The following is a 21006-nucleotide window of genomic DNA, read 5'->3' as shown; positions in this document are numbered from 1 at the left end:
CATGATCCTTGCAACCCTTCCGCGACTTCTCGTCGAACCGCCTGTGCGCCTAGCACTTCTGGAAGATCTCGGCCTTGCCGGCGACGTCACGTCGACGGCGGTCATTCCGGCCGGTCATCGCTCGACGGTCGTCATGGCGGCCCGCAAACCGGGTGTCATCGCCGGACTCGACGCGGCCGAGCTCGCTTTCCAGCTCGTCGATCCGAAGATCGTCATGACCCGCCATATCGAGGACGGCAGGGCGGTTAAGCCGGGTGACGTGATCGCCACGATCGAAGGTCCGTCGCGCGGCCTTCTGACCGGCGAACGGACGGCACTGAATTTCCTCGGCCATCTCTCCGGCATCGCCAGCGTCACGGCCGGCATTGTCGCGGCGATCGAAGGCACCAAGGCTTCGGTCGTCTGCACCCGCAAGACGACACCGGGGCTTCGGGCGCTGGAAAAATACGCGGTACGCGCCGGCGGCGGCATGAACCATCGCTTTGCTCTCTATGATGCGGTGCTGATCAAGGACAATCACGTGGCGATTGCCGGCGGCATAACCGAAGCCATCCGCCGCGCCAAGGCAGGCGTCGGGCATATGGTCAAGATCGAGGTGGAGGTGGATACGCTCGACCAGCTTCACGAAGCCATGGAGGTCGGTGTCGATGCGGTGTTGCTCGACAACATGACCCCGGAGCAGCTTCGCGAGGCGGTCGGCATCGTCGCCGGCCGGGCGATCACCGAGGCGTCAGGCGGGATCACGCCGGCGACTGCCGCCGCCGTGGCGGCTTCGGGCGTCGATCTGCTCTCCGTCGGCTGGATCACCCACAGCGCGCCGACGCTGGATATCGGGCTCGATTTTCGCTCTGCAAATTAGCTGACCGACGGCGCCAGAGGCTTCCGGTGCCGTTGAAAACAATGGTACATCCTTGATCCGCAACACCGGACGGGCAAGGAGTACAAGATGCCGAGAATACCCGAAGAACAGATCGACGCCGTGCTCGCTCTTGTCGATGCCGAAATCGACGAGAGCCTCGCGCGCCTCTTTGATCTGATCCGTATTCCGAGCATCTCGACCGACCCCGGCTATCGCGACCAGTGCAAGGCGGCGGCCGAGTGGCTGAGCCGCGATCTCGGATCGATCGGCTTCGAGGCCTCCGTCCGGCCGACCACGGGCCATCCCATGGTTGTCGCGCACCAGAAGGATGCGGCCGGGCCGCATCTGCTGTTCTACGGGCATTACGACGTCCAGCCGGTCGATCCGCTGGCGCTCTGGACGAGCGATCCGTTCGAGCCGCGGCTGGAGCCGTTGCCGAACGGCGATACCGCGATCGTCGCGCGCGGCGCCTCGGACGACAAGGGGCAGATGATGACCTTCGTCGAAGCCTGCCGTGCCTGGAAGGCGGTGACCGGCAGGCTGCCGGTGCAGGTCAGCATCCTTTTCGAAGGCGAGGAGGAGGCGGGCAGCCCAAGCCTTGCGCCGTTCCTCGATGCCACCGCCGAGGAACTAAAGGCCGACATGGTCTATGTCTGCGACACCGACATGTGGGACCGCGAGACGCCGGCCGTCACCACCATGCTGCGCGGGCTCTACAGTACCGAGGTCGAGATTACCTGCGCGGACCGGGACCTGCATTCCGGCATGTTCGGCAATGCCGCCCGCAACGCGCTGCAGGTTCTATCGGATGTCGTCGCGAGCCTCAGGACGCCGGACGGCGGCGTGGCGGTCGAGGGTTTTTACGATGGCGTCAAGGAACTGCCGGAAGCCATCAAGGCGCAGTGGCAACGGTTGCCGTTCGACGAGAAGGGTTTTCTCGCCGATATCGGGCTCGCGATCCCGGCGGGCGAGGCGGACCGGTCCATCCTCGAACAGGTCTGGGCGCGGCCAAGCTGCGAGATCAACGGCATGAGCGGCGGTTATACGGGCGAAGGGTTCAAGACGGTCATCCCGGCCAAGGCGACCGCCAAGATATCGTTCCGGCTGGTCGACGGACAGGTTCCGGAAACGATCCGAGATGCCTTCAAGGCGCATGTCGCTGCGCGTATTCCGGCCGACTGCTCGGTGACGTTCAAGGATTTCGGCCTGGCGCCGGCGACCGTGATGCCGATCGAAAGCCCGTTTCTGACGAAGACGCTCGCAGCGCTTTCGACCGAATGGGAATGCGAGGCGGCGCTCGCCGGAACCGGCGGCTCAATCCCGATCATCGGTGAGTTCAAGCGCCGGCTCGGCTGCGACGCGTTGCTGGTCGGCTTTGCCCGCTTCGACAACCGCGTTCACAGCCCGAACGAGAAATACGACCTGTCGAGCTTCCACAAGGGCATCCGCTCCTGGGTCCGCATTCTCGCCGAGCTTGCCGACTGATCCTGCCGCCGCTCAGGCCTTTTCGAAGAGCGGCGAGATCATCATTTCCGGCACGAGCACAAGTCCCTTGTCGGTGATGCGGATTTCCGGGATGACCGACAGCGGGATGAGGTTGAAGCCCATATAGGCGATGGTGCAGCCTGCCTTTTCCCATTCGAGCTTGAGGGCCTTCACCTCGTCGGCGACCTCGTGGACGCGTTTGTCGGAGAGCAGGCCGGCGATCGGCAGCGGCACCATTGCGGTGACCTTTCCGTCCATCACGACGCAGACGCCGCCCTGTTTTTCCTCGATCGCATCCAGTGCCAGCTGCATGTCGGTCTCATTCGTGCCGGCGACGATGATGTTGTGGCTGTCATGGCCGACCGAGGAGGCGACGGCGCCCTTTTTCAGGCCGAAACCGTTCAGCAGCCCGTGTGCGACATTGCCGGATGATTTGCCGTGCCGCTCGACGACGGTGACGAAGCAGAGGTCGTGGCGGTCGAAATGTGCCTGCCAGTGGTCGGCAGGTTCGAGCGTCACCGGCACATGGCCGAGCGTGATGCCGGGAAGCTCGGTGCGGATCGTATGGGCAACGACGGTATCAACGGGAAGGCCGGGTGCCAGTTTCAGGTTCTTCGGCAGTTTGACTGTGTGATAGGCGGCTTCCGGATAACGATAGGGTTTTGAAAGCGCTTCATCCAGGATTGGCGTGATCTTGCGGTTGTCGACCACCAGTTCGCCGCCGTACCAGGTGCTGACCGGTTTCAGGTCGTCGGTCAGAAGTACGAGGTCCGCCCTCCGTCCGCCGCCAAGTCCACCGATCTCGCCTTCCATGCCGAAACGGGTCGCGCCGTGCAGCGAGCCCATCGCCCAGGCCTGTTCCGGCGTCATGCCGGCCTTGACCGCTTCGCGCGTCACCCAGTCGAGCCCGAAGGCGAGCAGGTCCTCGGCGTCGCGATCATCGGTGCAGACGGCGACGCGTTTATGCGAGGCGCCGAGTTCGGTGATCGTCCTGATCGCATGCGGCAGGGAATGCCACGGCGTCGTCGGCGGGCCGCCGCGCAGGAAGAGCCAGACGCCGGCTTCGAGCAGGTCGTCGGCGATGTCGCGGTCGATCGCCTCATGGGTATCGGTGACGCCGGAAGCTGCATAGGCGGCGACGAATTCCCGGCCGTAGACATGGCCCGAGACCGGCCGGCCGCGCTGGAGTGCCGCGGCGAGGATCGCATGGCTGCGCTCGTCGCCCATAGCGACCGGGACGAAATCCATCTTTTCGCCGAGCGCCACCGCCTCAGGCCATTTGTCGAACAGTGCGGCGATTTTGGCGGGTGTCAGGTCGCCGCCGGCGGTTTCGAGTTCCGGAGACGTCGCAGGCACGGTGCTCGGCACGGTCAGGAAGATCGATAGTGGTGCCAGGCGCGCATCTTCCAGCATCGCCTCGACGCCCGCGACGTCCATGACATTGCCGATCTCGTGGCTGTCGCAGAAGATCGTCGTGGTGCCGTTGAGGAGTGCTGCCTCGGCATAGGCGCAGGCGGTCACCATCGAGGATTCGATGTGGATATGCGGATCGACGAGGCCCGGGGCGATGATGCCGCCCTTGGCATCGTAGAGCTTTGCCGAGCCGTGCCGGTAGCTGCCGGCCGGTTTGACGGCTGCGATGCGACCACCCGAAACCCAGACTTCGCGACCGTCGAGAATGCGCTCCGAATAGGTGGACAGCACACGGGCACCCTGGATGACCAGATCGGGATCGCGACGGGCGGAAGCCACATCGGCGAGACGGCGGGTCATGGTCGAAAGCGGTGGGACGGAGAAGCGGGTGAGGGTGCTCATGAAAATCTCATTTCGAGGACACTGGGAGGGACAGGCAAGATTGTAGGGAACGCCGGCATGGCAAGGAAGCGCCATTAGGAAGGGAACACAATTGGAGCGTTGCCGAAATTCGAACTCTTGCGACGAAATATGCTGCTTTCCAGCAACGCTCAGGTTTGGGATAGTGTACTCAAGGCAATGAAAGGCAAACGATCCGATGGCCTATATCATCACCGAACCTTGTATCGACGTGAAGGACGGCGCCTGCACCGCGGCATGTCCCGTCGACTGCATCTACGAGGGCGGGCGGATGTTCTATATCCATCCGGACGAATGCATCAATTGCGGCCTCTGTCTTTCGATCTGTCCGGTCGATGCCATCGCCTACGACGAGGAGGCGACCGAGGCGCAGATGGCCTTCGTTCCGGTGAACCGGGATTATTTCGGAGCCGAGGTCACCGGGCTGGGATCGCCCGGCGGCTGGGACAAAAGCCGGACGCGGAATGTCGATCACCCGGTGGTGACATCGGCGCCTGCGCGCGAGGCGGCTCACTAAGCGTTGGTCCAACTTCCGTAATAGGCGCGGGTGGCCGTAATCAGCTTGCCGCATCTTTCCCGCTCGATGGTCAGGCGCGGCAGGTCGGCCCTGGCCTGGGCCAGCAGTTCCTTGCGAGCCGCATCGAAATCGACATTCACGAGCCTGCCGTCCCGCATGACCGGCCGGCCGGCGACATAGACGGCCTTGGCGTGGGCGGCGGACATGCGGTTCAGCAATACTTCCGCCTCGTCGAGATCGTCGAAGACGCTGTCGGCGATCAGGGCCTCATAGTCGACGACCGTAAAATCCTCTCCGAGCGGGGCGTTGACGACGGTCGCGCCAGTGCGAATGGCGGCGTCGAAAATGTTGGCAGCGGTGAAATCTCTCTCAAGCCCGCGCCCGCCATGCAGGAAATAGAGAAGCCGCATTTCGCGCCAGAGATCCTGGTCGTCGTCGAAGGCGCTGCCGTCCAGCCCGATGCCGAAGCGGAGGCCGCGCTTGACGGCATCTGCGAGCGGCGCGGTGCCGGAGCGCAGGCGCAGGTTGGCGGAGGGATTGGAGACGAGCTGGACGCCGCGTTCGGCCAGCAATTCGTATTCGTCCGGCCGGAGCTGCACGCCGTGGGCGACCGCCAGACGCGGCGAGAGGAAGCCGATCTCATCAAGATAGCGCACGATGCCTTGCGGGAAGCGTCTGTCCAGCCATGCTCGCTGCCGTGGGCTTTCGAGCAGGTGCATGTGGATGCGGCGATTGTTGGTGGCGGATGCCTCGGCAATAGCTTCGAGCAGTGCGTTCGAGCACCATTGCGGGCCGATTGGGCCGTATTGGACATCGACCAGAGGATTGGAATTCGCGGCGGCGACGGCATCGGCGGCGGCGAGCTGATCGCGGAACGGGGCATAGCGTGGGGCGAGGGGAGACAAAGCCTCCCATTCCGCTGGGCTGAGGAAGGGCTTCAACCTTTCCGGACCTCCGTCATAGGCCCAGGCGTCATGGTCGAGAAGCGGGCAGGAGAGACCAAGCCGGATACCGACGTCCCCCGCTGCGCGGATCACCTCCAGGGCTTCGTCGACCATGCGGGCCGCATTCAGGGAATTGTGGCAATGGATGGTGGCGGCGACACCGGTCTTTGCGAGGCGTCCGAAGGCGACGAGAGCTTCGAGATAGGCGTCGGTGCGGGGGCGGAGCCGCATGGTCGGGATCCAGGTTTCCAGCGCATCGTCGAGGCTGCCGAAATCGAGCGTGCGGATGCCGTAACCGTGGTCATGGGCGTTGACCGGCATAGGCAGGATGAGATCGCCGGGGGTAAGCGGAATGGCGGAGGCGAGCATGGGAAGGGCGACTCGCACTGCCTCGCCGCGCAGGGCCTTTTCGTGGCCCGGACGCTGCAGGAAACGCTTGTCTTTGTTCGATGTCACCGCTTGATGACCTCCGCAATCTGGTTGCTGAACTTTTCGAGATCGACGCTGAGGGCCTCGATGACTGCCTCCGTCGCGTGGGTGAGCTGCCGGTTATGGGGCGCGACGATGCCGACCTCCATGTTCTGCAGGCGGGAGCCGGCGATCGGCAGGGCAACCACGTCGCCGGCCTTCAGCTCTTTCAGGAGGCCGAGCGGCGTGAAGAAGGCGACGCCTTCGCCCGACAGGATCAGCGGCTTCAGCATCATCTGGTTATTGGTCGCGACAAGCGTGCGGCCGACGCGATCGAGCGAGGCGAGTTCGACGGCGATCATCGAGCTCATCACCTCGTTGTCGAGCTGCAGCAGCAGCTTGAACTGGGCGCATTCCTGCAGGGTGGCGCTTTTCTGGCGGGCCAGCGGATGGTGTTTGGCGACCATCACCATCAGCGGCATGCGCACGCCGTGGACCAGCTTGATGTCGTGCGGCCGGGCGAGATCGAAGGTGATGCCGATGTCGCAGTCGCCGTCGGCAACGAAATGGAAGATGTTGTTGAAATTGTCGGCGCGGATGCGGAAGTCGACGGCCGGATTCTTGTGGTGAAATCCCATCACGAATTCCGGCATGAACTGCACGGCCAGGCTGTCCAGGCAGGCGATGTGGACGCGGCCGGTGCGCTTGCCCTGCAGGTCGCCGAGATCCGATTTCATGATCTCGTAGTGATGAATAGTCTCCTTGGCGTGCTTCAGCACCACCTTGCCGGCGGAGGTGAGGCGCAGGCCATCGGAGAACCGTTCGAACAGCGGCGTGCCGAGCTCGTCCTCAAGCTTGCGGATTTGGCGGCTGACGGCGGAGGTCGCCACATGCAGCTCTTCGGAGGCCTTTCGTATCGAGCCGGCGCGCGCGACTTCGACGAAATATTTCAGGATACTGGCGTGCATATTCATCCCCCAAGATCCTGAAATTCATACCATACCTACCGGCCCTGCCAAACCGGAGCACGCTTTTCGCGGAAGGCCGTCACACCTTCGACGGCGTCTTCGCTCTGCAGCGCCCGGATCAGCGCGGGGGTGCGCAATCCTTGAGCTTCCGCGGGGCTGAGATGACCGGTGCGGTTGACCGTCTGCTTGATCGCCTTCAGCGACAGCGGGGCGCAGGCGACGATATCGCCCACCCATTTGTCGACGGCGGCATCCAATGCGTCAAAGGGCACGATCTCGTTGACGATGCCGAAGCCCTGCATTTCGGCGGCGGTAAACTGCCGGCCGGTCAGCATCACGGCCATGGCAAGGTTGTGCGGGATTTTCCGCTGCAGGAGCACCATGCCGCCGTCGAGCGGCATGCGGCCCACGCGGGCTTCCGGCAGGCCGAACCTCGCGGTGTCGGCGGCGATCACGATGTCGCAGCCGAGCACCATCTCGAAGCCGCCGCCGAGTGCGTAGCCGTTGACGCGGGCGATCACCGGCACGTCCAGCGATTTGCGGAAGGCGAGGCCACCGAACCCGTTGGTGCGGCTTTCCGCCCAGTATTCGAGGCCTGACTTGGTGGCGCCGCCCTTGAGGTCGGCACCGGTGCAGAAGGCTTTCTGGCCGCTGCCGGTCAGGACCACGCAGGAAATATCGTCGCGGGCCTCGATCTCGGACCAGATCGCGTCAAGTTCCTTTTCGGTCGCGGCGTCGACGGCGTTCATGCGGTCCGGGCGGTCGAGCGTGACCCGTGCGACCCGGTTCTCGACGGAGAATCCGACGGTCATGCCGCGTCTCCGCGTGCCGCTTGCAAAGACTGGGCCTCCAGCGAGGCGAGGATTTCGTCATTGTGCTGGCCGAGGCTAGGCGGCGCGATGCGCACCGACACCGGTGCCGCGGACATGTCGATGGGAGATCCGATGAGGCGAATAGGACCGGCAGCCGTTTCACCCGCTTCGAGGATCATCTTGTTGATGACCGTCTGCGGGTCCTGCAGCGCTTCGGCGAGGTTGCGCACCGGCGCGCAGAGGATATCGACCTCCTCCAGGCGCTTCAGCCAATGGGCATTGCTGTTCCTGGCAAAGTTCGCGCGAAAAATCTCCTGCAGTTCCGGGCGGTGAGCCATCTGGGAATCGAAGTCCTTGTAGCGCGGCTGGGCCGAGAGGTCTTCGATTTCGAGCGCGTTGCAGATGTCCTGCAGCGGGTTCTGCTTGAAGGCGCCGACCATGACGATCGCGCCGTCGGTCGTGTCGAAAACCCCGGTCAGCGGGAAGGCGCCCCAGTTCAAATCCTTCTCGCGCATCATGTGCGCTGCACCTTCCTGCATCTGCATGGCAAGCATGGAATTGTAGAGGCTGACGGCGACCTGCTGGCCTTCGCCGGTCTTTTCCCGGTGCAGGAGCGCCAGCAGAATGCCCTGGACGAGGTGCATGCCGGCGGAATAGTCGGCAAGCGGGGTGGCGTAGATCGAGGTCGGGTGGGCGCTGTCGGACTTGCGGCGCATGACGCCGGAAAGCGCCTGGGCGAGAATATCCTGGCCGCCCTTGTGCTGGTAGGGGCCGGTGAGGCCGAAGCCGGTGCCGACGGCGTAGATCAGCCGCTTGTTGATCTTTTTCAGGTCCTCATAACCGAAGCCCATGCGCTCCATCACGCCGGGGCGGAAGTTGTTGACCACCACGTCTGCGCCGGCGATCAGCGCCAGCACGGCGTCGCGGGCTTCGCTAAGCTTCAGGTCGAGCGCCAGGCTCTTCTTGTTGCGGTTCAGCGAGCAGAAGACCGGGTTGTTGAGGCCGTCCGGATCGGAGCCGAGCGACCAGCGCGACAGGTCGCCGATCTTGGCCTTCTCGATCTTGATCACATCGGCGCCGTAATCGGCGAGTGTCTGGGTGCAGCAGGGGCCGAGCATGACCTGCGTGAAATCGATCACGCGGATGCCGTCGAGGGGTAGAGAATTCATTCCGCAGCCTCCAGGAATGTTGCATTGTCGGAGGGCACATCACCGGGATCGGCACCCTGGGCCCGCATCTGTTTCTGGATCTTGCCGACATCGGCTTTCCGAACGGTGGTTCCGGCGTTGAGCGCCACGACGGCGGCAACGCCCGCGGCCTCGCCCATCGCCATGCAGGGCGGGATTTCGCGGCTCGACTTCTGCGCCTGCGGTGTCGCCGAGTAGTGACGTCCGGCGACGATCAGCTGGTCGACTTCGCGCGGCAGCATCGAGCGGTAGGGCGTGTAATAATCGCGGCCGCGGCAGACGGTGTCGGAGAAGTGGATACGGTTCATTACGTCGTCCTTGGTGACGACGTATTCGCCTTCGAGCAGCCGCGTCTGGCGCACACCGGTCTGGGGCGCGAAATCGACCACATAGGCCTTCTCGAAGCCGGGCATCTTTTCGCGGGTGAAATCGAGCAGGCGGGCGATACGGTTGCGGCCTTCGAGCTCGGCCTTGGTCAGGTCCTCGGTCTTGAGACCGGAGAGGTTCGGCATATGCGGGCAATTAAGCCAGACGACGCCCGGCAGCGGGGTCTTCAGCCACCAGAAGGACCAGCAGCCGCCGATCAGGCGTTTCGCCTCATGGTCGATCTTCTTGAAGGCTTCCGGCTCCTCGAATTCGAAGCGCTCGGCAGCATCCGTATCGACGCCGCCCCAGCGGGAGACGGTGGTCAGAATGAAGTTGGATTCCACATGCGAGGCGCCGGCAGAGGCCGCGACGTCGAGGTCACCGGTGGTGTCGATGACGATATCGCCGAGGATCGCTTCCATGCCGGACTTGGTCTGGCAGATGACGCCCTTGATGGTCTTGCCTTCCATGATCGCGGAGGAGAACCAGCTGTGGGTCCGGAGCTTCACGCCCGCTTCGGTCAGCACGTCGTAGGAGGCGCGCTTGAAACCGTCCGGATCGAAGGCGGCGGAAAAGCAGATCGGGTGCGGCATGGACTGGGTGTGGAAATCGAACAGGCCCCATCGCGCCCAGCGCCGCCAGGCGTCGGGCGTCTCGCGGATGTCGAGTTCGCGGTCGCGGCCGGTGGGCGTGACGCAGAGGTCCCACTTCTTCATGCGCTCGATCATCTCCATGCAGATGCCCTGCACGGTGATTTCGAGGTTGTTGATCATGTCGTCGAGCACCAGCACCATGCCGCCGGCGGCGAGACCGCCGACATAGGGGTAACGTTCGAGGAGGGTTACCTTGGCGCCATTGCGGGCTGCGGACACGGCGGCGGAAATGCCCGCCGGCCCCCCGCCGACGACGACCACATCGGAACGGTCGACCACTGCGACGTTGCGCGCCGCCTGAAGAATTGTCTGTTGCATTGGTTCAAACTCCCAAAAAGTTGGGCTGAGGACAGTTGGTTCGATGCGTTGAGCTCAATGCGATCCGGCCGGCTTCCAGCGGATCATCCGGGCTTCGATCACCGAGACGATGAAGAAGAGGACGACGGCAAGGACCGCAGCGATCACGACGGTTGCGTAGAGCAGCGGCGAGCGGAAATTGTAGGTCGCCTCGATGATCAGAGCGCCGAGGCCGAAGCTCGAGCCGATCCATTCGGCGACGATGGCGCCCATAACGCTGCTGGTCGCGGCAATCTTCAGTGCCGCAAACAGGAACGGCATCGAACTCGGCAGCCTTACCTTCCAGAGGATTTCCGTGTTGCTGGCAGACAGCACCCGCATCAGGTCGAGCATGGCGGGGCTCGCGGATTTGAGGCCCTGGACCATGTTGACCAAAGTCGGGAAGAAGCAGATCAGCCCGGCGATGATGATCTTTGGTGCAAGCCCGTTGCCAAAGATCAGGACGAGGATCGGGGCGAGCGCAATGATCGGGATCGCCTTGATGAAGACGGCGATCGGATAGAAAGCCTTTTCCGCCGTCGAACTGTGGACGAACCAGATCGCCAGAAGGATGGCGACGAGGTTGCCGAAGACGAAGCCGAGGAATGCCTCGAGGATCGTCGGCAGCATGTTGGTCCAGAGGATCCCGGCGTTGTCGCGGAAGGCATAGGCGACATCGACCGGGCTCGGGGCCATGAAGGTCGGTATCTTGAAGAACCAGACAACGAACTGCCAGAGGACCACGAGCCCGACAGCGGCTGCGATCGCCGGCATATGTTTGACGAGCACGCCGGCCGTCGCATCGAGGAGTGCGAGCTTGCGATCGGGGGCGGCGCCGGTCTTGGTGGTGGAGGAAACGACGTGGCTCACAGGCATTCCTCCAGAAGGCGGCGCAGATGCGCGGTGACGCCGATGAATTCGACCGTGTCGCGCACGGCAAGCGAACGCGGGAAGGGGAGATCGACCTTCATGAATTCCTTGACGCGACCCGGATGGGCCTGAAGCATCAGCACGTTCTGGCCGAGGAAGGCTGCTTCCGGGATGGAATGGGTGACGAACAGGATCGTCGTTCCGGTTTCCTGCCAGACGCGCAGCAATTCCTCGTTCAGCCGGTCGCGGGTGATTTCGTCGAGCGCCCCGAAAGGCTCGTCCATCAGCAGGATGCGCGGCCGCGTGATCAGCGCCCGGGCGATCGCCACGCGCTGGCGCATGCCGCCCGAAAGCTCGTGAGGGAGCGAATTTTCGCGCCCCTTCAGCCCGACCATGGCCAGCAGCTCATGCGGGTCCGCATGGTCGCCGGTTTGGGCGTGTTTTCCGACTTCCAGCGGCAGGCGAACATTGTCGATTACGTTCCGCCAGGGAAGCAGCGTCGCATCCTGGAAAACGAAGGCGAAGTCGCGGCTCTGGCGAGCCTCCTGAGGGCTGCGGCCGAACACGGAAATCGAACCGTCGCTGATGTGGACGAGATCCGCCACACATCTGAGCAGGGTCGATTTTCCGCAGCCCGAGGGCCCAAGCATGGTGACGAAGGCACCTTCCGGTATGTCCACGGAAACATCGGAAAGGGCCGTGAATTCGTTGTTCCTGTCGCCGAACCGGACGGAGAGGTTTCGGATCGAAACCGCCGTGGCTGCCGGTTCTGTCAGGGGAACGTTCGGCATCAACTTCGCCGTTCCTAACATGACTATCACCCCACCTGTTTGCGGATGTCGCTGGTGGCTTCGAGGATGGAGAAGTTCGCGACGTCGTCGACCGTCGGAACGGTGCCCTTGAACTGCTTGAGATCGGCATAGGCCTTGATCTGCGCTGCCCAGTTTTCACGCGACATGGTACCCCAACCCGATGCCTTGGTGGTGGCGCCGAAGGAGAAGTCGACGCACGGGACCACGGCCTTCATTTCGCTTGCCTTGTCGAGGATCGGATAGGCCTCGCAGAGCATCTCGACCGCTTCTTTCTGGTTGTTGCGAACATAACCCCAGCCCTTGGCGGCGGCGCGGGTGAAACGTTCGAGAACATCCGAATGTTTGGCGATCTGGTCGTCGGTCGTGTAGTAGACGTTGGCATAAAGCTGCAGGCCGCTATCCCAGAGCATCATGTCGACGCGGTTGTCGCCGAGCACATCGAGAGCGTTGACATTGGTGAGCCAGCCGGTGACCGCATCGGCCTGGCCGGTGATCAGCTGGTTCATGTCCGAACCCATATTGACCATCTTCACCTGGTCCTCGGCGATGCCGTTCTGGGCGAGCAGCGCGCGCAGCAGGATGAAGGCGGTCGGCTGGGTGGCGATCGTCTTGCCGATCATGTCCTTCGGGGTCTTGATCGCCTTGTTCTTCAGCGAGAAATAGGTGAACGGGTGCTTCTGGTAGCCGGACAGGAAGGCCTTGACCGGCAGGCCTGCCGAACGCGCCAGCATGACGGATGGGCTGGAGGAAATCTGGCCGGTCGCGGACTGGCCCGATGCGACGCCCGCGACGCCGTCGACGCTCGGTCCGCCGGGGACGATTTCAAGCTCGATGCCCTGTTCCTGGAAAAAACCCTTCTTCATGGCGGCGACTTCGCCGAGCACGCCGTTCGAGGCAAGCCAGCCGAGCTGCATGCGCACTTTGGCCACGTCCTTGGCGTTGCCGGCCCGAATGCCGAGGAAGCTGGAGGTGGCGGCAAGGCCGCCCAAGGCCGCGGCATTGGAGATAAAGCGGCGGCGATTCAGTGTGAAATGAGACATAGCGTTCCCCTGTTGGCCTTTTGGCCTGATACATTTTCGCTTGACGTCGCCGGTCTCAGCTGCCGGATTGTGGAGAGGATGGCGCAATGTGGCGTTCTAATAAAGAACAATAATTCGCATATTTGGTTGCCGAAAAGGCAACGCCAGACTCGTGGCGATTCCATCGAATTGGCAATCGTCAAGTATATCGCCCGAGCCGAAGCCTCGATATAGGGCCGAAGACTTCGCGAAGGCCTGATTCCTGGCGGAAGTTTATTTAATTATCCACTCAAGATAGAAAATTCTTGAAAGGTACTCGGCAACCTATCGATGATAGGATACAAATAACACCTATGTATCCTAGCGCCGGAGAGATGGTCCTGCAGTGAGCAAAGCACCGAATGCCGCCGACAGAGAGGTTGGAAAGCGGATCCGCCTCTACAGGCGAGAGAAAAAGCTTACCCAGCCGCAACTCGCCCACCACGTGGGCATCACGTCTCAGCAGCTTCAGAAATATGAAAACGGCATCAACCGGATTGCAGTTGGCAAGCTGGTGGAGATCGCAACTGCGCTGAAGGTCGAGATGGTGGCGTTCTTCGACCGCATCCCGACAGTCGAACCGTCGAACGACAACCAGCTCGAAGACCCGCAATTCGATTTCACGCATGAAGCGCTGCTGATGAGCATGGCATTCATGAGCATTACGAAGCCAGTTCTGCGCAAACGCATCCTGGAACTGGTTCAAGCGGTTGCCACGAAGGAATTCGAGGCGGAAGCGCTTTTCGCCGAGATCGAAAGACAACCGGCCCAGTGATCGGTCCCTGACGGTTTAAGGCCTGGGACCATCGTCGTCGAGGGCCAGCTTGGTCTTGTGGCGGAATATCGCATTCAGTTTCACGCTCCTCTCGTTTTCGGGGCTGACGCCCTCCCAATCGAGCGAGAGTTGAAGGAGTGCCATGTTCGTCAGGTGGACGACCGTGGAGAGCTGAAGGGATTCCGCTTCCCTGTTGACCGCAGAAAGCATGCGGAACAGGCGGGCGTATTCGTCGCTGGCGACGTCGTTTGCGAGATCAATCATTTCATGGATCCTTGCGCCGAGTCGACCTCGTCGCGCAGTTTTTCCCAATGGGCGGTCTGTGCGAACGTCCATTTGGAGTGTTTGTTGGTACTGCTGATGCCGTTTAGCCAGACGAGGACGGCTCTCGCATCCTCACGCTTCAATTCCACCTGGTGGCGTTTGATGTCGTGAAGGATCACTGCACTGCGCTGAGGATCGTTGAAATCGCATCGTTCAAGAATGGCCTGATAGGTCCGCTCGGTGTAGTGCATGAAATTGGCGGCGAGGAAAAATCTCTCCCGCTCGGCAGCTGAGATGAGCCCCATCCGCCCAAGCTTGCGGATCGTCGCCTCGTAGTCGACGCGCGGCACCGAGAGAGGCATCCAGCCGAGCTCCTCGGGGCCATGGATCAGTGCGACAGCTTCGTCGTCGATCAACCGGCCGGCGGCATAATCGGAATATATCCTGCCGATGCCGACCATTCCGAATGCCTCGCATTCGGCAGCGCGCAACGCTCCCATGCTCGAGCCGCCGCCAACGGAGACGTCGCAGCTCAGCGCATAGAGAATCTCCTTGTGCCATACGGAGGCGGACTCGCCGAAATAACCGTCGATCAGCGCGATCGCCTTGGCGCCGTCCTCGACCGCCTTCAGAATGTCGCCGCGCGCCGCAGGCCCGCGGAAGGTCAACGAGGGAAATCGTTGCTTCATCTGGCGGGTCGAAGACCCGAGGCTTGGTCCGACAAAAACGACTTTCAATGCCGTGACCTCCTTATGGCGTTTGCAGCGCGGATACCGAGCTGCAAATATTGGCCTGAAAGTTCAACTTCCAAGCCGGGAACGACGACGCGGACGACCGAAACAGGGAGCCCGGCATCCTGCATGGGAACCGCAACGACCTGCCTGATGCCGGCCAGCCTGAGACGGGCGAGTATGTGATCGATCGTGCCGTTGATGGAGTGGCGGGTTGCGTCAAGCTCGCGATACTGGACCGGGCGCCTGTCCAGCGACGACAGGGCAACCAGACGGCTGAGAGCGTTGTCCCCCCGCATATGCTGATAGATCCGTGGCGAAAAGTCGTCGCGGCTGCCGGCAATCGCAGTCAGGCGGCTCTGAGCGGCCTCGGTGATGGCGCGCAGCATTGCGCGTACCGGATCTGGGTGGCAGCCACAGCCGCCGCAAATCTGGCTCCAGCGCGGGTCTGATCGCTTGGATGTCGAATCCGGGATGAGCACGGCCAAGAATGCCGGAACCTGGAGATCCGTCGTCATGTCTAGGAGGAGGAGCTGCATGCCTGCATCGCGGAGGCGACCGACCATCAAGTCGATCAAGGCATCCTCGACCGTGGCCGGATCGACGAGGCAGGCATTCAATTCCTGTTCGGATTTGAGCTGGACAAGGGTCCAGGCGTCTCGCTCGACGAGTTCGCACAGCCCGTGCAGGAGCGCCTCGGCATGGGTGTTTCCGGAAGCAAGGCCATCGCTGGACTGCTCGAACCCGGTTGGCCGCTCGCCCCGGTGGTCCATCCCGGCGAGCCACCAGGGCACCATGACCTGATTGCCGGAGAGGATGTCGAGACCGGTGACCCAGGGTATCTGGCCATCGCCGATTTCGGAGGGCACGCATCGTGCGGTCGAATGAAGATCGATCATCCCCGCTGCGGAGCCTGCAACGTCGTTGACGGTCGCCCAGGTGAGCGATGCCGGTTCGATTTCCGCGACCCGCGTCTCCAAAGCCTCCATGGCGGCCGAGGTGCGCGCGGCATCGGCATCGACACCTTTGCCCTGGAAGACGGAAAGAGTGTGGCTGTTCGGCCGCGTCGCGAAGGCGACGGGAATGCCGACCCGGTCGAGGCCGGTCAGGAAGCCGACTCGGGTAATCCCGAGATCCCGGAAAAACGGGCTGATCGCGTCGAAGGTTTCTGCCGGCGAAACGCGCCGGTCATGATACGTGCTGAAACCCTGCTCCCGCCGCGTCAGGGAGGCTGCGAATGTCTGGATCGTCTGTGTCGATGACTGGATCTGCATCATCATTTCCGGCGGCCGAATTTCGAAGGACCCTGACCTCGAGCGAGATTGGGCGGGCGACTGCCGGGTCTGCAAAAGCGGTTGCGGTGCCGAACTCATCCTGTCGAATCGTCCTCTCCAAGGGTCTCTAGTGCAGAAGAAACCAAAGGCACCGTGACTTGGGCGTGACAGGCTTGTTTAGGGGGCTTGCGTGGCTACTTGAACGATCTTTTGCTTGGCGGCTGGTGGTCAAGCCCAAGGCAGCCGTCGGCCCCTTGGGCTTCCAGGCTCATTACTGATATCTCATGGCATGCGTGACCTGAGAGAGCGCGTTCGGCGCAATTTCGGTCCGGCCGCCGAGTACGGCTTCGGCAGCGGCGGAAAACCGCAGCGTCGGGGCAGAGGCAGTGGTTTCAACCGGCTTGGAGTTCTTGAACTTCGTTTCCATGCTTTCTCTCCGCTAATAGGCAGCGTGTGCTGCGTGCATCGAGAAAGGACCACATCGGGTGTTATTCCAGCGTGACAGGCATTTTCACGCCTGTTTACGGCAGCCCGGCGAGCCGGAGGCCATGAATGAGAAGCTCGGCATGGGCCGGGTTGCGGTCCGGCACGAAGTAACGGATGTCCTCGCTGCGGAAGTCCGGAAAATTTTCCCTGACGATCGCGGCATATTTACGCGCGGCGGGCATGTCTCCAGCCATCGCGTGACTGGCGGCAAGCAGCCGCGCGGTGGCGTGCTTGCTGCGGACCGGGTCGATTGTGTCGATCGCCTTCGAGTATTCCTGACGCACGTAATAGGTGGAGCCGAGGATCCAGTAGTAATGATCCGGCGGCAGCGGGTTCAGCTTGAAAGCCGCGAGCCCGAGATCGAGAGCCTTGTCCAGGTCGCCCGCATGCGACAGCGCGTCCGAATAATCGACCAACACGTCCGCATCGCTCGGATTGAGGTTCTGAGCCTCCTGAAAAAGATCCAGGCTTTCATCGAAACGCCGACGATAAAGCGAGATGAAGCCCAGTTCGCGGAAGGCGCGGCCGCTGCCGGGATCGAGATCGCGGGATGCGCGGGCGGATTGATTGGCCACATCCAGCAGCTCATTGTCCTTCATGCCGCGAACCAGCCATTCCATGCCGAGCGACCGTGAAATTCCGGCATGCGCCGGCGAAAAACTGTCACACCGCTTGACCGCCGATTTGAACCATTTGCGCGCCTGGCGCAGATGCTGCAGGTCGGTGCCGGACAGATAGCGCTTTCCCTCGAGATAAAGGCGGTAGGCGGAGGGGTCGACGTCATCGAGGGACCTGGCGATTTCATGCCGTTCGATGACATCGGTCAGCGACATCGAAATACGCCGCGCCAGCTGGCTGAACGACGCTCTCATCTGCTGGACGTCGAGCGGCAGGTTGATAGCCCAGAGCACCTCGCCGGTGCCGACCCTCGTCAGCCTGCAGGTCGCAAAAATCTCGTCGCCTTCGCCCTGGATCGTCACGAACACGGAATAGTCGAACTGAAGATCACTGAGGGCCGATTGGCCCTGATTTGGATTGGCGGATCGATTGAGCAGTTCAAAGCTCGTATGGGCGGCGATGATCTTGAAGACACGCTGGTGGCTGAGGCCGATCGTGACGTCTTCCAAAAGAGCCCTGCCGAGGCGCTGGACCAGCGCATCCTGGACGATCGTCTCGGGCGGAAGGATCACCACGCGCGGCTGTGCCGGCATGACACCCTTTGGGCGTTCCTCCGGTTCGGGCGTGCGGTCCGAGCCGGGCCGGCTGAGGATGCCGAGCTCGTGGGCAAGTCCAACCGTCTCGGGTGTGGGGGGCGTACCGTAATCGGCCCTGAGCTGGTCCCGGCATCGGCTATAGGCCTGGCGTGCGGCGGCGAAGTCACCATGGCCGACGTGATACTTCATCAATGCTCGCGCGGCGCCCTCATGGGAGGCATCCAGTTCGATCAGGCGGTTGGCAAGCAGGGGCAATGACGGGGACTGCTGATGGGACGATATCGCCAGCAGGCTTTCGATGTGGCTCGATCGCCAGTCACCGACCTTGCGCCGTGCGTCCAACAACCAGTCTTCCGCGCCGCCGGTCGGAGCCTCCACGGCTTCGAGCAGTTCGCCTCGAACAAGGTCCCAGTCCTCTTCCCTTAGGGGGCCGGGCTCCATCAGGGCGAGGAGATCGATGTTGGACCGATCGCAATCAAGCCTCAGCGCTTCTTCGTCGGTGACAAGGATGGCCGGGGCATCGGGACCGACAGCCTTGGCGATGCGTGCCAAAAGCTGACGCAGGCTGTTTGCGCGCTTCTCCGCGTCGTGGGAAGGCCAGAGAAGCCGCCGTATCGTTTCGCGGTCGACCGTCAATCTGGGCGCCATCGCAACGACGGCAAAGAGAAAATACGCTTTTTCCGGCAACGCGATGCTCGCGCCGTCCAACTCAAGCGAGGGGCGACCGAGCAACCGGATTTTGAGCGTCGTATTTTCGAGCATTATGTTGTTGTTCGGAACTACGAGTTGTTGTCAGAAATGTGTATCGTTAAGGGAACTATATGTACATGCATTTCTTGAGACTGTTGGACCAGTAGGATACAGCTATCGCGAGCTTCGTCAAAGCGGCTTTTATCGCCATGGTCGAATCGCGTTCCTGTTTTCCCTCTTCCGGTTGAAGGCGGTGAGCCGAAAGCAATACCGCAAACAGGGTGTCCAGGATGCAGGCGCCGGTTCAGCCAGGAAACCGGTATTACGTCGGGTTTCCAAGGAATTGGAAATACGCCCAGGCGAGAACAAGGCACACGATCACGGCTGCAACGACCGCCAACTTGCGCAACAGCGGGTTCGGTTCTCGCGGCGGTGGTTCCGGGCGTCGGAATTTGATGATGTTGTCGTTCATGGATCTGCTTTTACCGCTGAACGTCCTGAACCGCTATGGGGTGGCGATTGTTTTGTGGTGTTGCGGGTGCGATCAGCGTCCGAGACGGGCATAACAGCACGTCGATCCGCATCAACTTACCATACTCTCGGCAATCCTTTCGTTCACAGGCCATTCCGGCGCGGTCCTTTGTCGGCCTACTTCACCGCGCCCGCCGTCATGCCGTTGATGAACTGGCGCGACAGGATGATGTAGACGATAATGATCGGAGCTGAGGACAGCAGGAGTCCCGCAAACAGCACGCCCCAATCCGTCGTATATTCGCCCATGAAGGTCGTCAGGCCCTGCGGCAGGGTCTTCAGGTTGTCCTTCTGGATGAAGATCAGCGGGAAGAAGAAATCGTTCCAGATCGGCACGACGTTCTGGATGCCGGCGATCACCATGGCGGGCCTGACCAGCGGCAGCATGATAGACCACATGATCCGCGGTTCGCTGGCACCGTCCATGCGGGCCGCGTCCTCGAGTTCGTTCGGAAGCGTGGCGATGAAGCCGGTCATGATGAAGACGGTGGTCGGCAGGCCCATCGCCACATAGATGACGATCAGCGACAGCTGGGTATTGAGGATGCCGAGATCGCGCATCAGGATGAAGAGCGGGATGATCGCGAGCTTCAGGGGAAGTGTCAGCCCGGCCAGGAAGAACATCAGCACGAAGCTCGAGCCCCGGAACTTGTAGCGACCGACGGCATAGGCCGCCATCGTCCCGAGCGTCAGGATTACGACCATCGACGCACCGGTGACGATCACCGAATTCAGGAGATAGCGCAGGAAGTTGGTCTGGCTCCAGATCTTGGTGATGTTGGCGAAGTTGGAAAAATCCGGGATTGAGAACGGCGACTGGAAGATCTGCGCATTCGTCTTGAACGCCGCAAACAGCATGATGACGATGGGAGCGAGCATCACCACCGTGTTCAGGATCAGGATGATCTGGATCAGCCCATCCTTGCCGAGTGTGGCGAGCATGCCGCGCCGATCGTAGTAGCTTTGCGAAGCGGTGCTCATAACTGAATTTCCCTGGCTCGCAGCTTGAAGGTGATGACGCCGGCGACAAGGGCGATGAAGACGAAGATCAGTACGGCAAGCGCGCTGCCGGCGCCGAAATCCTGGCCCGAGCCGGATTGGTCACCGAAGGCGGTGCGATAGAAATAGAGGCCGAGGACGTCCGTCGCCTTATGTGGCGAGCCGTCGACACCGACCATGATATAAGGCAGTTCGAACCAGTTGAACGAGCCGACGAAAAGCAGCGTGAAGACGACGGTTGCGCTGGGCGCCACCAGCGGCCAGACGACCTTGCGGATCTTCACCCATTCGCTCTCGGTCTCCATGCGCACCGCATCCAGGATTTCGCTGGGGATTCGCTGCATTCCGGCGAGGAAAACGAGGGTCGGGAAGCCGACCATGTGCCAGGCATTGGCGATGATCAGTGCCCAGAGCGCCGTCGCACCCTGGCCGAGCCAGGGCTGGGCAAGTCCACCGAGGCCGGTGCCGCGCAGCGAGATGTTCACGACCCCGAAAAGCGGGTGGAGAAAGAGTTTCCAGAGGAAGCCGACGATGATGGTCGACAGTACGACCGGAAGGAAAACTGCGATCCGATGGAAGGCGGCGCCCGGGAGTTCGCGCCACAGGCAGTAGGCGAGCACGAAACCGACGCCGTTCTGCAACACCATCAGCGCGAAGAAAACCAGCACGTTGTGCGTGAATGCATTCAACGTCCAGTCCGCATAGGGCTGCGTAAACAGGACCCTGTAGAAATTTGCGAAGCCGACGAACTCGCCCCGCGCCAACCCGTGCCATTGGAAGAAGGCATAAGCAAATGCGGAGATGATGGGATAGACGACGAACAGGGCGACGAAGGCGAGCGGCGGCACGATCAGCGCCGTGATCCATAGACGTCGCGCCACGAGAGGCGATCCGGGCATCACAATTCTCTTTGGTTGGAAAATATGGGGAACGG

The 21006-nt window shown here is 62.0% G+C and carries 21 protein-coding genes; 4 read left to right on the top strand and 17 right to left on the bottom strand.

Annotation, left to right across the window (positions count from 1 at the left end; all coding sequences use genetic code 11):
• The first annotated feature begins 1 nt into the window (after position 1).
• A complete protein-coding gene (gene nadC, locus C5J22_RS12430) occupies positions 2 to 859 on the top strand; it encodes a carboxylating nicotinate-nucleotide diphosphorylase (RefSeq protein WP_105438452.1) in 858 nt (285 codons plus the stop codon).
• Positions 860 to 946: 87 nt separating this feature from the next.
• Positions 947 to 2344, top strand: a complete 1398-nt coding sequence (locus C5J22_RS12425) for a M20/M25/M40 family metallo-hydrolase (RefSeq protein WP_105438451.1) — start codon at positions 947 to 949, stop codon at positions 2342 to 2344.
• A 12-nt stretch (positions 2345 to 2356) separates the two neighbouring features.
• Here C5J22_RS12425 and C5J22_RS12420 read toward each other — a convergent pair whose 3' ends face one another.
• The gene (locus C5J22_RS12420) at positions 2357 to 4159 is read right to left on the bottom strand and encodes an adenine deaminase (RefSeq protein WP_105438450.1); all 1803 of its coding nucleotides are present in this window, start codon (positions 4157 to 4159) and stop codon (positions 2357 to 2359) included.
• 196 nt (positions 4160 to 4355) lie between these two features.
• On the opposite strand from C5J22_RS12420, the gene fdxA reads away from it, so the two are divergent.
• Positions 4356 to 4694 carry a ferredoxin gene (gene fdxA / locus C5J22_RS12415; protein ID WP_105438449.1) on the top strand — a complete coding sequence of 113 codons (339 nt, stop codon included), beginning with the start codon at positions 4356 to 4358 and terminating at the stop codon, positions 4692 to 4694.
• Here fdxA and C5J22_RS12410 read toward each other — a convergent pair.
• Genes C5J22_RS12410 through C5J22_RS12375 form a run of 8 tightly spaced genes read right to left on the bottom strand, consistent with a single transcriptional unit; the run spans position 4691 to position 13090 of the window.
• The gene (locus C5J22_RS12410) at positions 4691 to 6094 is read right to left on the bottom strand and encodes an amidohydrolase family protein (protein WP_245440357.1); all 1404 of its coding nucleotides are present in this window, start codon (positions 6092 to 6094) and stop codon (positions 4691 to 4693) included. The two genes, fdxA and C5J22_RS12410, sit on opposite strands and share 4 nt — an antisense overlap.
• Entirely contained in the window at positions 6091 to 7014 is a 924-nt protein-coding gene (locus C5J22_RS12405) for a LysR family transcriptional regulator (protein WP_038549375.1), read from the bottom strand. Before C5J22_RS12405 ends, C5J22_RS12410 begins: the two co-directional genes overlap by 4 nt.
• A 35-nt stretch (positions 7015 to 7049) precedes the next feature.
• Positions 7050 to 7826, bottom strand: a complete 777-nt coding sequence (locus C5J22_RS12400) for an enoyl-CoA hydratase-related protein (RefSeq protein ID WP_105438448.1) — start codon at positions 7824 to 7826, stop codon at positions 7050 to 7052.
• Positions 7823 to 8995, bottom strand: a complete 1173-nt coding sequence (locus C5J22_RS12395) for a CaiB/BaiF CoA-transferase family protein (protein WP_105438447.1) — start codon at positions 8993 to 8995, stop codon at positions 7823 to 7825. The genes C5J22_RS12400 and C5J22_RS12395 overlap by 4 nt, the downstream gene beginning before the upstream one ends.
• Positions 8992 to 10350: an FAD-dependent oxidoreductase gene (locus tag C5J22_RS12390; protein WP_105438446.1), complete on the bottom strand. Its 1359-nt coding sequence runs from the start codon at positions 10348 to 10350 to the stop codon at positions 8992 to 8994. Before C5J22_RS12390 ends, C5J22_RS12395 begins: the two co-directional genes overlap by 4 nt.
• A 54-nt stretch (positions 10351 to 10404) precedes the next feature.
• Positions 10405 to 11238 (bottom strand): ABC transporter permease, encoded by an 834-nt coding sequence (locus C5J22_RS12385; RefSeq protein WP_205837174.1) that lies wholly within the window; start codon positions 11236 to 11238, stop codon positions 10405 to 10407.
• The gene (locus C5J22_RS12380; protein WP_245440356.1) at positions 11235 to 12029 is read right to left on the bottom strand and encodes an ABC transporter ATP-binding protein; all 795 of its coding nucleotides are present in this window, start codon (positions 12027 to 12029) and stop codon (positions 11235 to 11237) included. The genes C5J22_RS12385 and C5J22_RS12380 overlap by 4 nt, the downstream gene beginning before the upstream one ends.
• Before the next feature lie 26 nt (positions 12030 to 12055).
• Entirely contained in the window at positions 12056 to 13090 is a 1035-nt protein-coding gene (locus C5J22_RS12375; protein WP_046603970.1) for an ABC transporter substrate-binding protein, read from the bottom strand.
• 364 nt (positions 13091 to 13454) lie between these two features.
• Between C5J22_RS12375 and C5J22_RS12370 the strand changes: the two genes are divergently transcribed.
• Positions 13455 to 13883, top strand: a complete 429-nt coding sequence (locus C5J22_RS12370; protein ID WP_046633205.1) for a helix-turn-helix domain-containing protein — start codon at positions 13455 to 13457, stop codon at positions 13881 to 13883.
• Between the two features lie 15 nt (positions 13884 to 13898).
• Here C5J22_RS12370 and C5J22_RS12365 read toward each other — a convergent pair whose 3' ends face one another.
• The 8 genes from C5J22_RS12365 to C5J22_RS12340 form a co-directional block, all read right to left on the bottom strand.
• Positions 13899 to 14147, bottom strand: a complete 249-nt coding sequence (locus tag C5J22_RS12365; RefSeq protein ID WP_105438443.1) for a hypothetical protein — start codon at positions 14145 to 14147, stop codon at positions 13899 to 13901.
• Positions 14144 to 14884, bottom strand: a complete 741-nt coding sequence (locus tag C5J22_RS12360) for a TfuA-like protein (protein ID WP_105438442.1) — start codon at positions 14882 to 14884, stop codon at positions 14144 to 14146. Before C5J22_RS12360 ends, C5J22_RS12365 begins: the two co-directional genes overlap by 4 nt.
• Positions 14881 to 16152: a YcaO-like family protein gene (locus tag C5J22_RS12355; protein ID WP_245440355.1), complete on the bottom strand. Its 1272-nt coding sequence runs from the start codon at positions 16150 to 16152 to the stop codon at positions 14881 to 14883. The genes C5J22_RS12360 and C5J22_RS12355 overlap by 4 nt, the downstream gene beginning before the upstream one ends.
• A gap of 271 nt (positions 16153 to 16423) precedes the next feature.
• Positions 16424 to 16579 carry a hypothetical protein gene (locus C5J22_RS31150; protein ID WP_172723825.1) on the bottom strand — a complete coding sequence of 52 codons (156 nt, stop codon included), beginning with the start codon at positions 16577 to 16579 and terminating at the stop codon, positions 16424 to 16426.
• A gap of 94 nt (positions 16580 to 16673) precedes the next feature.
• Entirely contained in the window at positions 16674 to 18614 is a 1941-nt protein-coding gene (locus C5J22_RS12350) for a BTAD domain-containing putative transcriptional regulator (protein WP_105438441.1), read from the bottom strand.
• Between the two features lie 250 nt (positions 18615 to 18864).
• The gene (locus C5J22_RS31145; RefSeq protein WP_172723826.1) at positions 18865 to 19014 is read right to left on the bottom strand and encodes a hypothetical protein; all 150 of its coding nucleotides are present in this window, start codon (positions 19012 to 19014) and stop codon (positions 18865 to 18867) included.
• A gap of 176 nt (positions 19015 to 19190) precedes the next feature.
• Entirely contained in the window at positions 19191 to 20054 is an 864-nt protein-coding gene (locus C5J22_RS12345; protein ID WP_105415336.1) for a carbohydrate ABC transporter permease, read from the bottom strand.
• Positions 20051 to 20971 (bottom strand): carbohydrate ABC transporter permease, encoded by a 921-nt coding sequence (locus C5J22_RS12340; protein WP_105415338.1) that lies wholly within the window; start codon positions 20969 to 20971, stop codon positions 20051 to 20053. Before C5J22_RS12340 ends, C5J22_RS12345 begins: the two co-directional genes overlap by 4 nt.
• Positions 20972 to 21006: the final 35 nt, after the last annotated feature.

Origin of the sequence: Neorhizobium sp. T25_13 (assembly GCF_002968675.1) — a bacterium.
Classification (GTDB): domain Bacteria; phylum Pseudomonadota; class Alphaproteobacteria; order Rhizobiales; family Rhizobiaceae; genus Neorhizobium; species Neorhizobium tomejilense.
The sequence above is the reverse complement of the archived record's forward strand: the minus strand, read 5'-3'. Positions and strand labels throughout refer to the sequence as shown.